The 17,442-nt window shown below is 36.8% G+C and carries 13 protein-coding genes and 1 tRNA gene; 10 read left to right on the top strand and 4 right to left on the bottom strand.

Annotated elements, in window-relative coordinates:
• Positions 1–58: 58 nt before the first annotated feature.
• From GJU43_RS02550 to GJU43_RS02515, 8 genes are all read left to right on the top strand, one after another.
• The gene (locus GJU43_RS02550) at positions 59–1,255 is read left to right on the top strand and encodes an SH3 domain-containing protein (protein WP_154339277.1); all 1,197 of its coding nucleotides are present in this window, start codon (positions 59–61) and stop codon (positions 1,253–1,255) included.
• A gap of 49 nt (positions 1,256–1,304) precedes the next feature.
• The gene (gene panB, locus GJU43_RS02545; protein WP_154339276.1) at positions 1,305–2,123 is read left to right on the top strand and encodes a 3-methyl-2-oxobutanoate hydroxymethyltransferase; all 819 of its coding nucleotides are present in this window, start codon (positions 1,305–1,307) and stop codon (positions 2,121–2,123) included.
• A gap of 71 nt (positions 2,124–2,194) precedes the next feature.
• The gene (locus GJU43_RS02540) at positions 2,195–2,545 is read left to right on the top strand and encodes a four helix bundle protein (protein ID WP_154339275.1); all 351 of its coding nucleotides are present in this window, start codon (positions 2,195–2,197) and stop codon (positions 2,543–2,545) included.
• A 45-nt stretch (positions 2,546–2,590) separates the two neighbouring features.
• Positions 2,591–3,280 (top strand): RluA family pseudouridine synthase, encoded by a 690-nt coding sequence (locus GJU43_RS02535; protein WP_154339274.1) that lies wholly within the window; start codon positions 2,591–2,593, stop codon positions 3,278–3,280.
• 75 nt (positions 3,281–3,355) lie between these two features.
• Positions 3,356–4,684: an aldehyde dehydrogenase gene (locus tag GJU43_RS02530; protein WP_154339273.1), complete on the top strand. Its 1,329-nt coding sequence runs from the start codon at positions 3,356–3,358 to the stop codon at positions 4,682–4,684.
• A gap of 118 nt (positions 4,685–4,802) precedes the next feature.
• Complete coding sequence (locus GJU43_RS02525; RefSeq protein WP_154339272.1) at positions 4,803–5,594, top strand: hypothetical protein; 792 nt, start codon at positions 4,803–4,805, stop codon at positions 5,592–5,594.
• 96 nt (positions 5,595–5,690) lie between these two features.
• On the top strand, positions 5,691–9,374 hold the full coding sequence (locus GJU43_RS02520; RefSeq protein ID WP_154339271.1) for a response regulator: 3,684 nt from the start codon (positions 5,691–5,693) through the stop codon (positions 9,372–9,374).
• A gap of 91 nt (positions 9,375–9,465) precedes the next feature.
• Positions 9,466–10,320 carry a neutral zinc metallopeptidase gene (locus GJU43_RS02515; RefSeq protein ID WP_154339270.1) on the top strand — a complete coding sequence of 285 codons (855 nt, stop codon included), beginning with the start codon at positions 9,466–9,468 and terminating at the stop codon, positions 10,318–10,320.
• Positions 10,321–10,713: 393 nt separating this feature from the next.
• On the opposite strand, the gene GJU43_RS02510 is transcribed toward GJU43_RS02515, so the two are convergent.
• The 4 genes from GJU43_RS02510 to GJU43_RS02495 all read right to left on the bottom strand — a co-directional run bounded on the left by GJU43_RS02510 (position 10,714) and on the right by GJU43_RS02495 (position 13,194).
• A tRNA-His gene (locus GJU43_RS02510) sits at positions 10,714–10,787 on the bottom strand.
• A gap of 65 nt (positions 10,788–10,852) precedes the next feature.
• Entirely contained in the window at positions 10,853–11,569 is a 717-nt protein-coding gene (gene bshB1 / locus GJU43_RS02505) for a bacillithiol biosynthesis deacetylase BshB1 (protein WP_154339269.1), read from the bottom strand.
• A 124-nt stretch (positions 11,570–11,693) separates the two neighbouring features.
• A complete protein-coding gene (locus GJU43_RS02500) occupies positions 11,694–12,758 on the bottom strand; it encodes a chorismate-binding protein (RefSeq protein WP_154339268.1) in 1,065 nt (354 codons plus the stop codon).
• Between the two features lie 7 nt (positions 12,759–12,765).
• A complete protein-coding gene (locus tag GJU43_RS02495; RefSeq protein ID WP_154339267.1) occupies positions 12,766–13,194 on the bottom strand; it encodes a PaaI family thioesterase in 429 nt (142 codons plus the stop codon).
• Between the two features lie 265 nt (positions 13,195–13,459).
• On the opposite strand from GJU43_RS02495, the gene GJU43_RS02490 reads away from it, so the two are divergent.
• Together GJU43_RS02490 and GJU43_RS02485 are read left to right on the top strand one after the other, a co-directional pair.
• On the top strand, positions 13,460–14,974 hold the full coding sequence (locus GJU43_RS02490; RefSeq protein WP_154339333.1) for a hypothetical protein: 1,515 nt from the start codon (positions 13,460–13,462) through the stop codon (positions 14,972–14,974).
• Between the two features lie 371 nt (positions 14,975–15,345).
• Positions 15,346–17,199 (top strand): endonuclease, encoded by a 1,854-nt coding sequence (locus GJU43_RS02485; protein WP_154339266.1) that lies wholly within the window; start codon positions 15,346–15,348, stop codon positions 17,197–17,199.
• The last annotated feature ends 243 nt before the right edge of the window (positions 17,200–17,442 follow it).

The raw sequence follows: 17,442 nt of genomic DNA, 5'->3' as shown, positions 1-17,442 counted from the left end.
TAAAAAATTTGTGAAAATTCGTGAAATTCGTGGCAAAAACGCTTCCAAAATATACTTCATGAAAAAATACTACTTTTTTGCTGCCTTATTTTGCTCTATACTATTGCATGCTCAGGAACGCTATTTCCTGAATTCAGATACACGTTTGTATACTTCCCCGAGCACTTCCGCTGAGTTTCTCGGATATTTTAAATATGGAGCCGAAGTTCAGTTACTATCCGAAAGCAAAAATGGCTGGTACAAAGTAAAAGCCGATAATTTCTCTGAGGGTTTTGTTCCGGAGAAATTCGTTGCCACACGATTAAATTCGGCCGATGTGAAAGTCAGGGACAATGAAAACCCTCTCATCGAAGGCAACGATAATTATTACGGCAGCAGTCATCTTTTTGTAACAGTCGCGGGTTTAAAGGCAAGAGCACAACCTGATAAAAATTCGAAAATTAAAGAAATTTTATACACCGGCGATCCTGTACCTATTAATTACCTTCCTAAAAACCCGGAAGAATGGGTGAATATTGGAGGAAATTTTAATGATGAATATGCCCGGTTTACTTTACGAAAATTTGTTGGCAAAAGACCTGATTTCAACGCCTTACTTAAAGACTTTGACAAACTGGACCCTGCTAATATTGCAGAACGTAAAACGGTTGGAGAACGACTGGTAGAACTGGCCTGGAATAGTGATAACGCAACCTTAAGTCCGGCTTATCAGAGATATTATGAGGTTGTCAGACAAATAAACGATCCAAAACTTCTGGCTGACACTGAGCTGAATATGATCATAGCCAAAGGATTAGCCAAACATAAGACCCCGGAGCAAATCCTGGCATTCGTTAAAAAATCAGAGTTTGTCCTGAAAGGCGTAAAAACCAAATCGTTGTTTCTGACGCAGAAAGATTTAGTAAAAATATTCGGAAAACCGGTAAAAAAAGCAACCATAAGTGATGAATGCGGCCTTTATATAAGTAACCTTTTTTATTACTATCCGGATTTGGAAGCTTCTGTAGATGAAAAGCAAAATCAGGCAGAAATAACCAAAGTTTTTAGTAACGAAAACAACAAACTTGTTTTTAATGCCAATGCAGCCTTAGATCATTCGATATCTGAAAAAGTATTTATCGAAAAATACGGTTCCTATATTGGCGCCTCAATAAAAGCACCACATCTTTACTCCATACAATTGGAGGACAGCGAATTTAAAATAGAATTCAGGGATGGAAAGTTATTTAACATCGAAATATTCTTCTATTGCTGATTTCAATCTATAATTATTCAATACTTTTACATCTTCAAAAAAAAATAAAATGTCAGTAGCAAAAAAAGATTATAAAAGAATCACAACAAAATCATTAATCGAAATGAAAAGCAACGGAGAAAAAATCTCTATGCTTACCGCTTACGATTTTACAATGGCTAAAATTGTAGACACCGCAGGAGTCGATGTAATTTTAGTGGGTGATTCAGCATCAAACGTTATGGCGGGTCACGAAACGACATTGCCAATTACCCTGGATCAGATGATCTATCACGCTTCGTCTGTCGTTCGCGCTGTAGAACGAGCATTGGTAGTCGTTGATTTACCTTTTGGAAGTTACCAGTCCGATCCGAAAGAAGCTTTGCGTTCTGCCATCAGAATCATGAAAGAAAGCGGCGGCCATGCTGTGAAACTTGAAGGAGGAAAAGAAATTAAAGAATCGATCAAAAAGATATTAAACGCAGGAATCCCGGTTATGGGACATTTGGGTTTAACACCACAATCTATCTATAAATTCGGAACTTACAGTGTTCGCGCAAAAGAAGATCAGGAAGCAGAAAAACTAATTGAAGATGCAAAACTTCTGGAAAAAATTGGTTGTTTTGGTATCGTTTTAGAAAAAATACCAGCCGATTTAGCTAAAAAAGTAGCAGAAAGCATTTCAATTCCGGTGATTGGTATTGGTGCCGGTGGCGGTGTTGACGGACAGGTTCTGGTTATTCACGATATGTTAGGAATGAACAATGAATTCAGTCCGCGTTTCTTGCGCCGCTATTTAAATTTATACGAAGAAATGACCAAAGCCATTGGCCAGTATGCTGCCGATGTAAAGTCGAGTGATTTTCCGAATTCTTCCGAACAATATTAGGTTAGATTGTTGGCTTTTTCGATTTTTTGATTGTTGGAAAACGAATTTAATTAAGGTAAAATAAAATTATAATGCACAGATTTAAGGATTTGGAAATTTGGAAATCAAGCAGAAAATTCTGTTCTGAAATTTATAATGTTACATCAAATTTCCCTGAGTCAGAAAAATTCGGTTTATCGAATCAATTGCGTCGTGCTTCTGTATCTGTACCTTCTAATATTGCTGAAGGATGTTCCCGAAGCAGTAACAAAGATTTTTCAAGGTTTCTCGAAATTGCAATTGGTTCTATTTTTGAAATTGAAACTCAATTGTTAATTTCTTTCGATTTAGGTTATATAACTCAAATTAAACTAGATGAATTATGTATTAATCTCGAAAGAATCGTAAAAATGACATCAAAATTTAAATCTACTTTGGTATAAAGTTCATTCGAACAATCTAAAAATCCTATAATCTAAAAATCGATTTTGAAAGTACTTTCTAATAAAAACAACCTGCAAATCCTGCACGAAGACAACCATATTATTGTAGTCAATAAGCGCGTAGGCGATATTGTACAGGGCGATAAAACGGGTGACAAACCATTATCGGATGTTGTAAAGGAATACATTAAAGACAAGTATAATAAACCGGGTGATGTATTTCTTGGGGTAATCCACCGTTTGGACAGGCCTACCACAGGAATCGTTGTTTTTGCCAGAACCAGCAAAGCTTTAACGCGAATGAACGAAATGTTCAGCAACCGCGAAACGCAAAAAACCTATTGGGCAGTTGTTAAAAACAAACCCGTTGAAAAAACTGCCAAATTGGTTCACTTTTTAAAAAGAAACGAAAAAAATAATACGTCAAAAGCCCATTTAAAAGAAGTCCCGGACAGTAAAGTTGCAAGTCTGGATTATACCGTTTTTAAAGAACTTCAGAATTATGTGGCGTTGGAGATTAATCTTCATACAGGTCGCCATCATCAGATTCGTGCGCAATTAGCGGCAATCGGCTCTCCGATAAAAGGAGATCTAAAATATGGTTCCGACCGCAGTAATCCCGATGGCGGCATTCATCTGCATGCCAGAAAATTAGTTTTTATCCATCCTGTTTCCAAAGAAGATATTACAATTATTGCGCCTGTACCGAATGAAACGATCTGGAATGCCCTGTGATTTTATGATGAAATTGTTATTTTTTTAAATTTTATAAATTAACTTGCAAAGTCAAAAAATCAAGTTAAACGTAAAATGGACTACAAAAACGACATCGGATACAGAAAAGAAACGCTTAAAAAGTTATTGTATAACATTCAGAAAAGCGAGGACCTGATTGTAAAAGCTTTATACGATGATTTTAAAAAACCTGAATTTGAAGCTGTTTTAACCGAAACTAATTATGTCATTTCTGAATTGAAAGACACCATCAAGAATATTCAGAAGTGGGCAAAACCAAAACGTATTTTCCCGTCACTTCTTAATTTTCCTTCCACCGATTATATTTACAAAGAGCCTTACGGAAAAGTATTGGTTATTGCGCCCTGGAATTATCCCTTTCAGCTTGCCTTATGTCCCATGATTTCAGCTGTTGCAGCGGGAAACAGAGTGGTTTTAAAACCTTCGGAACTTACACCACATACATCAGCGATCATAGCGAAAATCATTCAGAAGACCTTTCATGTCAATCATGTTGAAGTTTTTGAAGGCGGTGTAGATGTTTCCAATACCCTGCTGGCACAACGCTGGGATTATATTTTCTTTACCGGAAGTGTAGCTGTTGGTAAAGTGGTTGCCAAAGCTGCTGCAGAACATCTGACACCCGTTACCCTGGAATTAGGCGGAAAAAACCCTTGTATTATTGATGAAACTGCCGATTTAAAATTAGCGGCCAAAAGAATTGTCTGGGGCAAGTTTATCAATGCCGGACAAACCTGTATCGCTCCCGATTACATCCTGATCCAAAAGAATATGAAAATCAATTTCATCTCTTTTATGATGGAAGAAATCACCAAAGCCTATGGCAAAAAAATAGAGAAATCACCTGATTTTGCCCGAATCATCAATACCAAAAACTGGTTGCGTTTAGCCAATATGATTGATCCGGAAAGAGTACTGTTTGGCGGGGAAACAGATGCGAATGCCTTATATATTGCTCCAACACTCCTGGAAGAACCCAGTTTGGACAGTGCAGTTATGAAAGAAGAAATTTTTGGTCCGGTTTTACCCATCCTTACTTATGAAACGGAAGAAGAAATTAAAAACGTCATCAGCAGATATGAGAAACCTCTTGCATTTTACGTTTTTAGTGACAATAAATCTTTTGCCAAAAAATTAATTACAAGCTACTCTTTTGGAGGCGGCTGCATTAACGATACTGTTGTACATTTTTCTAATAAAAGACTGCCTTTTGGCGGTGTAGGCCACAGCGGTATAGGGGCATATCATGGGCAATTGAGCTTTGATATTTTCTCACATCATAAAGGAGTGGTCAAAAAAGGAAACTGGCTGGACCTTCCCATGCGTTATGCCCCTTACAAAGATAAATTAAAGGCAATTAAACGCATATTAGACTGGTTATAAGCACTAAAACATTTTAGTAATGTTTTATAGATTTTTATATGGAATTGATTAAAAATATTATATTTACGTCTGAATAACATCAAATAAAACGGACTATAAAACAATTTTACTCAAAAAAATGAAATCTACACTTGACCAAATCGAAGACATTAGGAAAAATGGCTATTCGTTAGATTTTTCGAATGTTTTCAACCACGCTTTCGAAAACTATAAAAAAATAGCACTTTATGCAGGATTGATATTACTGGTGTTTTCAATCTTAGCTTTTTTCCTTGGAGGAGGAATTTTAGTAGCACTGTATGGTGTTGAGCATTTTAACGAACAATTCTTTAAAAACCTGCAAAGCGAACAGGCAGACAATTCAATTTTGCTTATTTATACTTTAGTCCTCGCTTTTGTGGCCGCGTTTTTAAGTCCGTTTACAGCAGGATTCCTAAAAATGGCTGATTGTGCGGATAAAGATGAAGCTTTTAATGTTTCCACTATTTTTTCTTACTATACCTCCCGTCACTTTCCTAATCTTTTTATTGCTGCCCTGTCGATTTCTTTGCTGGGAGGATTAATTTCAGTTGGTTTCAGCTTACTGGGCATCATGTTCGTAGATACTGTCATTACTATTGTGATTACCTTATTTACTACTTTAACTATTCCGTTGATTATTTTTGGTGACCTGAATGCTATAGACGCCATCAAATCGAGCGTGATGATCGTAAGCAAACAACCTTTTGTAATTCTTCTTTTAGTAATCGTGGGAGGATTGGCTTCTATGGTTGGTTTTATTGGCTGTTGCATTGGTATTGTATTTACAATTCCGATTACCTACTCCGTAAATTATGCAATTTACAGGGCTATTATACTAAATGACGAAGATGAAAATTCTATTGACGCTATTGGTCAGTCGGATTCATAATAATTGCGGGGCTTCTAAATAAAGAAACGAGCTTAACCTACTCCTTTCAGAAACTCAAAAAAAAGCTATTTACTAAACCAAATACCCCAAAATACTATGGTACAAAACTATAGTTGTATTCATTCACTGATTTCGGGAATTACCATTTTTGGTGATATCCTGAAAGCAGGCGGATTAAACTGGTTTGTATTTAACTCCGATATTATTTTTTATAACAATCCTAAAATCATCATTTTAGGATTGTCCTTATTAGGTTTTGTGTCTTTACTGGTTTATCAATTTTTCAGGATTAAAGCTAAAATTGGATATTTCATTGAGAAAAGAAAAGAAGACGAAACTACCAGCAGGGAATACCAACTCTACATTTTATTCTTTGGGATCGCTATTATTGTAATTGAAATTATCAATGAAATCTTTAAGATCAGACCCAAAAGTTTACTGATCACAAATGCCTCTATTGGTTTTTTTGTGCTGCTGGTTTATTTGGTAACCGATAAAATAAAAGTACTGAAAGATAAGATTCAGCCTATTTTTATCTTCTCTTTCTTTATTTATATTTCCTATGTGGCCTTCAATATTATTTACCTTACTAATGATGTTGTACCAATTATTGTTTTCTTAATTTCATTTTTCTTTGCTTATAATATTTTAAAGCCAATCAAAATTTACTGGCTTTTTGTTGCGTTGGCTTTAACATTTCAGATTATAACAATCGTTTTTCGTTTAATTCCCTTAAAGTCCTCCATCTTACTGATTAATTTTTCGATTCTGATTTTCATTATCAATCAGGTAAAATATGCTGTTTTATTAAACAGTCGCGATAATTTCAGATTTACAAATGAAATTGTTCATAAAGGAAATTCCCTCACCATTGCAACCAATCAGAAGGGTGAAATACTATTCTGCAGTGAGACTATTACCTCTATTTTAGGGTATCTGCCGGATGAAGTTATGGCTATGAAGTTCTGGAAACTTACTGAAGATCAGGAATTCATACAGGAAAAACACAATAAAAGGCAAATTGATGATAAACTGTACATCCAGAAATTAAAAAATAAAAATGGAGAGTACAAATACATTCAATGGAAAGACAAAAAATTTTCCGAAGATCTGATTATTAGTATCGGCCAGGATGTTACGGAGCAGATCATTGTTCAGGATCAGTACAAAAACCTGATTCAGACTGCTACGGATATTATATTTGAAATCAATGTCAATGGCTATTTTACTTTTGTAAATGAATTTGGATTTTCTATTTTGGGCTATTCTGAGAACGAAATTATCATGCAGCATTATTCCAATTTCATTCATGAAGATTATATAAAAAATGCTGTTGATTTTTACGAAAATTTAGAGCAGAATGAAATCAATTATCCTACAATTGAAATTCCTGTTTTAAAGAAAAACGGCGAAGAATTATGGATCTCCCAAAAAGTAATTATTCGTAAAAATGATCTGGGCCAGACTATAGGTTTTGCGGGTATTGCACGGGATATTACAGAAATAAAGGACATCGAAAACGAGAAAAAAAGACGTCTCGAAAAAATCGAATCTTACAACAACTCCACCAAAAAATTATCAACAACAGATTTTCGGAACTACAGTAATTTCCAAACTGTAATTGATTATATTATTCAGGAAGCCGCAACAGTATCCAAAACAAACAGGGTGAGTTTCTGGAGATACTCCAATGACATTATAACCTGTAAGAACCTGTTTAGCTGGGACAATCAGACTTTAAATGATAAAAACATTCTCGACAAGGAATCGTATCCGATTTACTTTGAAACCTTAAAAAACAAAGCCATTATAAATGCCCCGGATGTCTTCAATAAGTTAGAAACCTCTGAATTTAAAGAAGTTTATTTTACCCAGAATAAAATAAAATCCATGCTGGACGTGCCTATTTTCCTGAACGGACAACTGGCCGGGGTCGCCTGTTTTGAAAGCACCGAAGAAAAAAGAGAATGGGACAATGAAGATATTAATTATGCCAGAACCATATCGGATGTGATATCGCTGGCAATTTCATCCCAAATGCGGCTTAAAGCGGAGAAAAAACTGGAACTGAAAAGTGAATTACTTTCTGCACTGGCGCTTTGTACAGAGAAGTTTTTAATGAGCAAAAGCACACATAAAATGTTTGAAGAGACATACGAAATCATAGGGGAAGCCTCGAATGTCGATCATATTTTTTATTACGAAAAAGATTTTGAAACCCAGACCATTAGCCAGCAATACAAATGGTCCAGAGACGGCGTAAAACATCAAATAACAGAATTACAACATTTTACAGAAGAAAATTTAAAAGAAATAATTGAGCATTCTCAGAGTAAAAAAGTGCTAAGTACTTTAACACAAAACCTCGAAGATACTTTTTTTAAAAATTTACTGGTTCGCAATGAAATCAAATCCATTTTGATTTTACCGCTGTATGCCAACAATAACTTCTCGGGTTTTATCGGTTTTGATGACTGTACCAAAGAAAGGAAATGGACAGATGACGAAATCTACATTTTTCAGACACTGGCTAACAATATTTCATCGGCTTTGGACCGAAACAGAAACCAGGCCAAAATCAAAGAAAGCGAAGACGCCATAAAAGCCAAAGAACTGGCAGAAGCAGCAAATAAATCGAAATCTGATTTCTTAGCCAATATGTCTCATGAAATCCGTACCCCTTTAAATGGTATTATCGGATTTACACATTTACTGATGAAAACCAATCTTGAAGAAATTCAGGAAAAGTACATGACTACCATCAATCAATCGGCACATTCTTTATTGGAAATCATCAACGATATACTCGATTTCTCTAAAATCGAGGCAGGAAAACTGGAGCTTTTTATAGACCTCTACGATATTCAGAAAATACTGGGACAAATATTCGACCTGATCGTTTATGAATCCAACCAAAAAAACCTTCAACTGGAACTGAACGTTGATCCGAATGTCCCGAAATACATCTGGACCGATATTGTACGTTTAAAACAAATTCTGATCAATCTTTTATCCAATGCCATTAAGTTTACAAATGAAGGCAGTATAAAACTAAATGTTTCTGTTATTGAGCAAAAATCAGAGGAAAATTACATCATTCGATTCTCGGTGGTTGATACCGGAATAGGCATACTCGAAAAAAACCAGAATAAAATATTCAAGGCTTTTTCTCAGGAAGACAGCTCGACAACAAGAAAATTTGGAGGAACCGGTCTTGGACTTACCATATCTAATCAGCTCCTGGCTTTGATGGAAAGCCGTTTACAGCTTAAAAGCAAAATAGACGAAGGAAGTAATTTCTACTTTGACCTGAATTTAAATATCAGTCACAAAAGTATCAATGAAAAGTACAAAATAGTATCCAAAACGATTAATGAGGAATTTGACCTGAACTACTATTCCAGTCAAAAAAAATTAAGCATCCTGATTGTAGAAGACAACAAAGTAAACATGCTGTTGCTCAAAACAATCTTAAAAAACCTGAATCTCAATACGATTATTTATGAATGTGAGAATGGTTATGAAGCAGTAAATCAAATCGAAAATATTAGTCCGGATCTCGTCTTTATGGACATTCAAATGCCTATTATGAATGGTTATGAAGCCACAAGAGCTATTAGAAACACATTAACAGGAAAAAGCATTCCGATAATTGCAGTTACCGCCGGTGCAGAAAAAGACGAACGAAACAAATGTTTATCTGCAGGAATGAACGATTACATCTCAAAACCTATTATTCGCGGTACGGTCGAAGAGGCCTTATCGAAGTGGATAAAGTAGAAAAAAGTTAATCCCGTGGTGTAACTCTATTTTCAAAAAAAACTCTAAATTCGTAGAACTAAAATTACAACTACCATTAAAACAATATACTATGAAGTGGAAAGGAACAAGAGAAAGTGATAATGTCGAAGATAGGAGAGGAATGTCCTCAGGAGGAAAAACAATCGTAGGAGGAGGAATTATCGGAATTATTATTTTACTAGTGAATATTTTTGGAGGTGAAAATGCAAAGATGATTACCCCAATTTTAGAACAAATGCAAGGTTCACAAGGTACTCAAACCGAAGCGGCAGTTCCGTTGAGTAAAGAAGATGAAGAAATGGGGCATTTTGTTAGGTCTGTGCTAGCAAAAACAGAAGATACGTGGACTAAAAAGTTTGAAGAACACGGGATTACGTATAAAAAACCTAAATTAGTACTTTTTAAAGGCTCTGAACAAACTGCATGCGGTGGAGCTTCATCTGCATCCGGTCCATTTTATTGCCCTGGAGACCAAAAAGTATATATGGATTTAGGCTTCTTTGAGGAACTAAAAAATAAATTTGGTGCTAAGGGTGGTGACTTTGCCATTGCATACGTTATAGCGCACGAAATTGGCCATCACGTTCAGACTTTATTGGGAACCTCGGAAAAAATGCGTCAGGACCAGGAAGGTAAAAGCGAAGCCGAAGCGAATAAACTTTCGGTTGCACTGGAATTGCAAGCCGATTTTTATGCAGGAGTATGGGCTCATGACAACCAGCAATATATTGAATCTGGTGATATCGAAGAAGCCTTAAGTGCTGCAAATGCCGTTGGAGATGATGCTATTCAAAGTAAAATGAGCGGACAAGTAGTTCCTGATTCTTTTACACATGGTACCTCTGAACAAAGAATGTACTGGTTTAAAAAAGGTTTTTCTACCGGAGATATCAAGCAGGGAACCACTTTTGAGGAAATAAGATAATACAACAACCAAATATAATAAACCAACTAAAGCACAACTCTTAAACGTTGTGTTTTTTTTGTGTCCAAGAAAAGTAAAATTCCAATTTTGCGGGGGTAAAATCTTGTCAATTTCGACGTATAGCCGAGCGATATTGAACAGACGAAGTAAATCACACCAGAAACCCTGTAGCTAAAATTGCCAGTTTCTGTGGAATACGAGTGCGATTTCTCCCTTCGGTCGAAATGACACAAAAAATAGTGATCCAATCTATTGAAAACATTGGAATTTGAAATTTCGTATTTCGAGTTTGGAATTTCGAAGTTCAGAATTGAAGTTTCAGATTTGGAATTTGGATTTTTAATTTTTTGGCACAAAAAAAGCCCTGAATTTCTTCAAGGCTTTAAATTTCTGGGTGGCTGACCGGGTTCGAACCGGCGACCCTCGGCACCACAAACCAATACTCTAACCAGCTGAGCTACAACCACCATTTTTCTTTGCGGTTGCAAATATACAACAAAGGTTTACTTCTACAAAGAAAAATTTGAAAAAATTACATCAAATTTTCTAAGCTATTGACTGCCAAACACCTTTCAACAGTAAATCCTTCCGCAAAATCTTTCCCAATAAGCCTTCCTAAGTCCTGCGCACGATAATTTAAGCTTTCGAGAAAGTTTTTGCTTGTAATGGGTGTGGCAGGCTCTTTGGAGCTGGCGTCATAAAATTGTGTTTTATACGCCAGGATCGCTTCTATTTTTTTCTCTTCAAAGCCGGTGATGTCTACTACGAAATCCGGTTCAATGTTTTTCCACTGAATATAGTGATAGACCACTTTAGGTCGCCAGGCTTCCTGATTCAGGCCGTCAATTGAAGTTTCAATTTTAATCAGTCCTGATAAAAAGCAGGCATCGGAAACCAATTTACTTCCTTTCCCGTGATCAATATGGCGATCTTCAATGGCATTGCACAAAACAATTTCAGGTTTGTACTTTCGGATCATCTTAATGACTTCCAGCTGATGTTTTTCATCATTTACAAAAAAGCCGTCACGCATGGCCAGATTCTCGCGAACCACAACTCCTAATATTTTCGCGGCAGCAGCGGCCTCCTCATCTCTGGTTTCAGCCGTACCGCGTGTACCCAGTTCGCCACGTGTTAAATCTACAATACCGACTTTTTTACCCAGTGATACTTCTTTTAAAATGGTTCCGGCACAACCTAATTCTACATCGTCCGGGTGTGCGCCAAAGGCTAGTATATCTAATTTCATTTTGTTTGTTTGTTTTTTTTTGTTTCAGGTTTCAGGTTTCAGGTTTTGAGTCGCAGTTTTCAGTCCCAGTACCCACTGCGACTGTAAACTGCGACTGAGACTGGAAACTGAGACTATTTTATTTTCACTTCCTCAAAACTCTTTTCATTGTCATCGACTTATTGACGCTTTCCTCCCACTCTTTCTCAGGAATACTTTCTTTGGTGATGCCGCAGCCCATGTACAAAATAGCTTTATTTTCCTGAAGCTGCATGCTTCGTAAATTTACAAATAAATCCGAGCTTACCGCGTTTGATGCCAGACTGCTGTTTAGTTCCCCTAAAAAACCCGTGTAAAAAGTCCGGTCATAGCTCTCGTTTTCAATGATAAAGGTTTTTGCTTTCTTTTTAGGTAAGCCGCAAACGGCCGGCGTTGGATGTAAAGTGTCAATTACTTCTTCCAAAGTTGAATTATCATTTAAAACACCCGAAATATCAGTTTTAATATGCCATATCGATCCCGCTTTGATACTGTAAGGCTCCGTTACCTGAACTGATAGCGCCACTTCGCGAAGTCTTTTCACAATAAAATCGGTTACATATTGCTGCTCGTCTTTTTCTTTTTGCTGCCAGGAAATTTCAACTTCCGATTCAGCTTTCTGGGTTCCGGCCAAAGCAGTGGTTTCAAATACATTTCCATTTGCTTTTAATAATTGTTCGGGCGTTGCCCCCATCCAAAAACCGATTTCGGGATGAAAAAAGCAATAACTAAAAGTCGTCGGATACAATTGAATCAATTGCTGGAAAGTCGCCACAAAATCGAAATCGGTTACATCAACACTTTCGCTTCGCGACAATACCACTTTTTTGAATTCTTCGTTTTTAATCGCCTGAATTCCTTTGTCCACTAAGTCTTCATACTTTTTTTTAGCAACCGGATCAAAATCTGCATCGTTCCTTTCAACCGGACTGAACTCAATATTTTCCTGTTCAGCAGTAATGATTTCAGATTCGTTTTCCGGAATCAGGATCAGTTGCTTTTCATCAAAAGAAGCAAATACAAATCCTTTTTCGGTAAAATCAGAAACGGTATGCAAAACATTATTTTGTTGCAAAAGCCCAATCATTTTAGTGGAATTGGGTTTGGAATAAAGTACAAAGGGTAAATTTTGCTCTTTATGTAGTTTTATTTTTGAAAAGAAATTATTCATGATTCGATTAGCTTTTCTTTCTATCTAAAACCATATTCGTCAATTTGCAAAGTGAAATCAGATTGCCTTCTTCATCGGTAATTTTAATTTCCCAAAGATGGATGCTTCTTCCTTTATGAATGATGCGTGCGGTTCCGAAAACATAACCTTCGCGAATACTTTTCAGGTGATTGGCAGAAATCTCGATACCCCGGACTTCCTGTTCTTTTGGGTCTATAAAGAAAAAGGAAGCTGCACTTCCAACGCTTTCTGCCAAAGCGACTGAAGCGCCTCCGTGTAACAGTCCCATCGGTTGGTGAACGGCTGGATTTACAGGCATTTTAGCCGTCAGAAAATCTTCGCCGGCATCTATATATTCTATTTTCAGCGTTTCCATCAGGGTGTTTTTAGCAAACTGATTGCAACGCTCTAATATTTGTTCTTTCGTATAATTCATTAAAATGGAATTTAAAGCCGTAAAATTAAAGAAAAGAAGAGATACAAATTATAAAATACAATTGTATTATTAAAATGATCTTCGAACCTGTCAGTTTTTTGTTATTTTTACACAAACAATCAATAGTCGTCTTTGGCTGAAAATTATTTTTTTTGCCACAGATTCCACAGATTCCACAGATTATCACAGATTAAAAATTTTATTATTTTGAGTGCAAAATCATTTAAATCCTTTTAATCTGTGGCAAAAAAACAAACATATTCAGATGCGTCATTACTTTACTCTTTTTATTCTCGGTTTACTTTTAGCTGTTAGTTCCTGTCGAACGGATTTTGATACCGTTGCCAGTTCCGGAAATTTAAAGTTTTCAAAAGATACGGTTTATCTGGATACGGTTTTTAAAAACATCGGTTCCGCTACTTACCAGCTTAAAGTGTACAACAAAAGTAAAGACGATATTTCGATACCGGTTATTCAGCTTAAAAAAGGGCTAAGTTCCAAATATCGAATGACGGTAGACGGAACGAACGGAAACAATGGCAAAATCTTCAATAATGTTACTCTTTTAGCCAAAGACAGTTTGTACATTTTTATAGAAACAACGGCAGATATCACAGATGCTGATCCGACTGATTTTTTATATACCGACGAAATTCAGTTTGACAGCGGCGCTAATCTTCAAAAAGTGGCTTTGGTCACCCTAATTCAGGATGCGGTTTTTTTATTTCCAAAACAAAATCCTGACGGAAGCAAGGAAAAAATTCAGATCGATGGCAAAGCTGTGGATGGTTTTTATCTGGATGAAAATGATGCAGCAAACGGAAATGAGCTCCTTTTTACGAACAAAAAGCCGTATGTCATTTACGGGTATGCGGGAGTTCCGGAAAATAAAACGGTTACTTTCGAAGCCGGTTCCAAAGTGTTTTTTCATGCTAATTCAGGGCTTTTTGTAGACAAAAATGCTTCCCTGCACATTAACGGAGCGGTCTCAACAACTGAAAAATTAGAAAACGAAGTGGTTTTTGAAGGCGATCGTTTGGAATCGCTTTACTCGGATATTCCGGGACAATGGGGCTCCATTATTCTGGCGGACGGAAGTACCAATCATACCATCAATCACCTGACACTAAAAAATGCAACCGTTGGCTTATCGATCAGAAATCAGGACGCCACAACGGTTCAGCTTAAAAACACACAGATTTACAACTGTTCCCAATATGGCATTTTAGCACAGCATGCACGAATCAAAGCCGAGAATATTGTCATTAATTATTCCGGTTTGGCATCTTTATCCTGTGTTTATGGCGGAGATTATAGCTTTACGCATGCTACCTTTTATAACAACTGGCCAAGTAGCGACCATTTTGCCGTTAACTTAAGCAACCGTCTGTCCGGAGCAACTCCGGAAACGAAAGACCTGACTCAGGCTGCGTTTAACAATTGTATTATTTATGGTTCCAGTACCAATGAATTTAATCTGGACAAAGGGACCAATGCACAATTTGTCTATCAACTGAATAATTGTTTGTTGAAATTCAGCAGTACCAGCAAAAATCCCGATTATCAGTTTAAGGATGATGCGGTTCATTACACCAACATCATTCTGAATGAAAATCCAAAGTTTTATAACGTGTCTCAAAACAAGTTCAATATTGATAAAACGTCTGCCGCTTTTGCGAAAGGAAATCAGGCGTATGCAATTCCGCTGGACATTTTAGGAACTACCAGAACTTCTCCACCGGATTTGGGCGCTTACCAGAGTGCTGACTTTCCAAAATAAAGATTTACTGTAAGCGTAAACATGACGCTTTTTACCATATAAGTGATGTAAGTACATTTAAGTTTGCGTCAAAGTTTGCTCGCAAAGACGCAAAGTCGCAAAGTTTTTTATTTGTAAGGATTAAGTTCAAACTTTGAACCTTTGCACCTTTGTCCCTTTGCACCTCTGAACCTTTGTCCCTCTGAACCTTTGTCCCTCTGAACCTCTGAACCTTTGAACACTTATATGGAAAAAAAAACAACCGTAAGAAAATATATCTAAAAATAATCATTCCTTAACCCAGCGTATTCATAAAAGTAGTAGATTTGGTACAACAATAAATTAAAACACTATTAATCAATTTATTACCAACCAAACACTAAACAAATTTTATGAAAAAAATCTACTCTTCGTTTCTATTACTGGTCTTTACTATTGCGGGTTTTGCGCAAATCCCATCCGGTTATTACAGCACTGCTACCGGAACCGGTTACACTTTAAAAACACAATTATACAACATCATTAAAGGTCATACCGATAACGGATATGCAGGATTGTATACCACTTACCAAACTTCTGATGTTGATAATTTCTACGAAAATGACGGAACGGTGTTAGACATGTATTCTGAAAATCCGTCCGGAACAGATCCTTACAACTATACTACAGGAAGTACCCAAAGATGTGGCAATTATTCCGTAGAAGGCGATTGTTACAACAGAGAACATATCATTCCTCAATCTGTTTTTAACGAACAATCCCCAATGGTTGCCGATGCCCATTTCATTACACCAACCGATGGAAAAGTAAACGGGATACGTTCTAATTACCCGCATGGAACGGTAAGTTCAGCAACTTATACTTCTCAAAACGGAAGCAAATTAGGTTCAAGTGCCGTATCTGGATATTCAGGAACTGTTTTCGAGCCTGTAAATGCTTTCAAAGGCGATATTGCCCGAATGTATTTCTATTTTGCAACCCGTTATGAGAATACAGTTGCGGGCTACTCCTACGCCATGTTTGACGGTTCCAGCAATAAAGTATTTACAACTGCTTTCTTAAACGTTCTTTTGGCGTGGAATGCACAAGATCCGGTAAGTGCGAGAGAAATTGCCAGAAACAATGCTATTTATGCCCGTCAGAACAACAGGAATCCGTATATCGATCATCCGGAATATATAAATCAAATCTGGGGAGGTACTGCTCCTACCGGAGATACTACGGCACCAACTGCTCCTACAAGTTTAGCCTCAACAACAAAAACTTCAACATCTATTACACTTTCCTGGAATGCTTCTACAGACAATGTTGCTGTGACAGGTTATGATGTTTATGCCAATAGCGTTCTGAAAACAACTGTTTCAGGTTTAACGGCAACTATTACGGGTTTAACCGCTTCTACAAGTTATTCTATTTATGTAAAAGCCAAAGATGCAGCAGGAAATACTTCTGCTTCAAGCAGTACGATAGCCGTTACTACCAACAGCAGCGGAACCGGCGGAACTGCAACCGATTTGCTTTTCTCTGAATATATTGAAGGTTCCGGAAATAATAAAGCACTGGAAATTGCCAACAATACCGGAAGTTCTGTTAATTTATCAGCCTATACGGTAAAAAAACAAACGAATGGTGCAGGTGCCTGGAGTACCGGTTTGGCCCTGAGCGGAACTTTAACGACAGGAAGTAAATTTGTAATTGTAAACAGTTCTATTTCTTCGGCTTGTTTTTCTACAAGCGCAGCCAATATTTCGACAAGCGGAACGGAGTTAATGTTTAACGGAAATGACGCTGTAGGTTTATTCAAAAATGGCGTTTTGATCGACATCATCGGAACTTTCAATGGCGGAACTGCAAACTTTGCCGTAGATGTTACCTTAAGAAGAAAATCGACGGTAACTTCTCCTTCCACAACTTTCAATTTAAGTTCACAATGGGATTCGTATACAACAGATACCTGCAATAACTTAGCCAGCAAAACAGCCATTGCAGTTAAAGAAGAAGAAACTTCCGGTTCTGATGAAATTGTAATTTATCCGAATCCTTCCAATGGAAACTTTAATATCGGTTATACTAATTCAGACGCTCCTTATTCCATTGAAATCGTTTCATTTTCCGGACAAAAAGTTTTTGAAAAACAAAACATTACCAATCCTGAAATAGGAGTAAGTCATCTGGCCAAAGGAATATACATTGTTGTCATCACGAAGGATGAAAAAACAGTCTATAAAAAAATCATCATCAACTAATTTTAAAATTAGATTCTCATGAACTAAAAGCGGCAAATTGCCGCTTTTTTTTGTTTTAGGTTCCCGCAGATTTGGCAGATTGAGCAGATTTATTTCTACTATATGTCCGCTCAGTCTTTTACTAATCCCTGTATCTGCTCAATCTGCAACCCGAGCGATAGAGAACTGGCGAAGCAAAGCTTTTTCTTAGCCTCAGATTAAAATATTTTTTTTCAATTGCCTCCAGCTTTAGCTGGACGCTAT

Source organism: Flavobacterium sp. LC2016-23 (genome assembly GCF_009674775.1).
Classification (GTDB): domain Bacteria; phylum Bacteroidota; class Bacteroidia; order Flavobacteriales; family Flavobacteriaceae; genus Flavobacterium.
The sequence above is the reverse complement of the archived record's forward strand: the minus strand, read 5'-3'. Positions and strand labels throughout refer to the sequence as shown.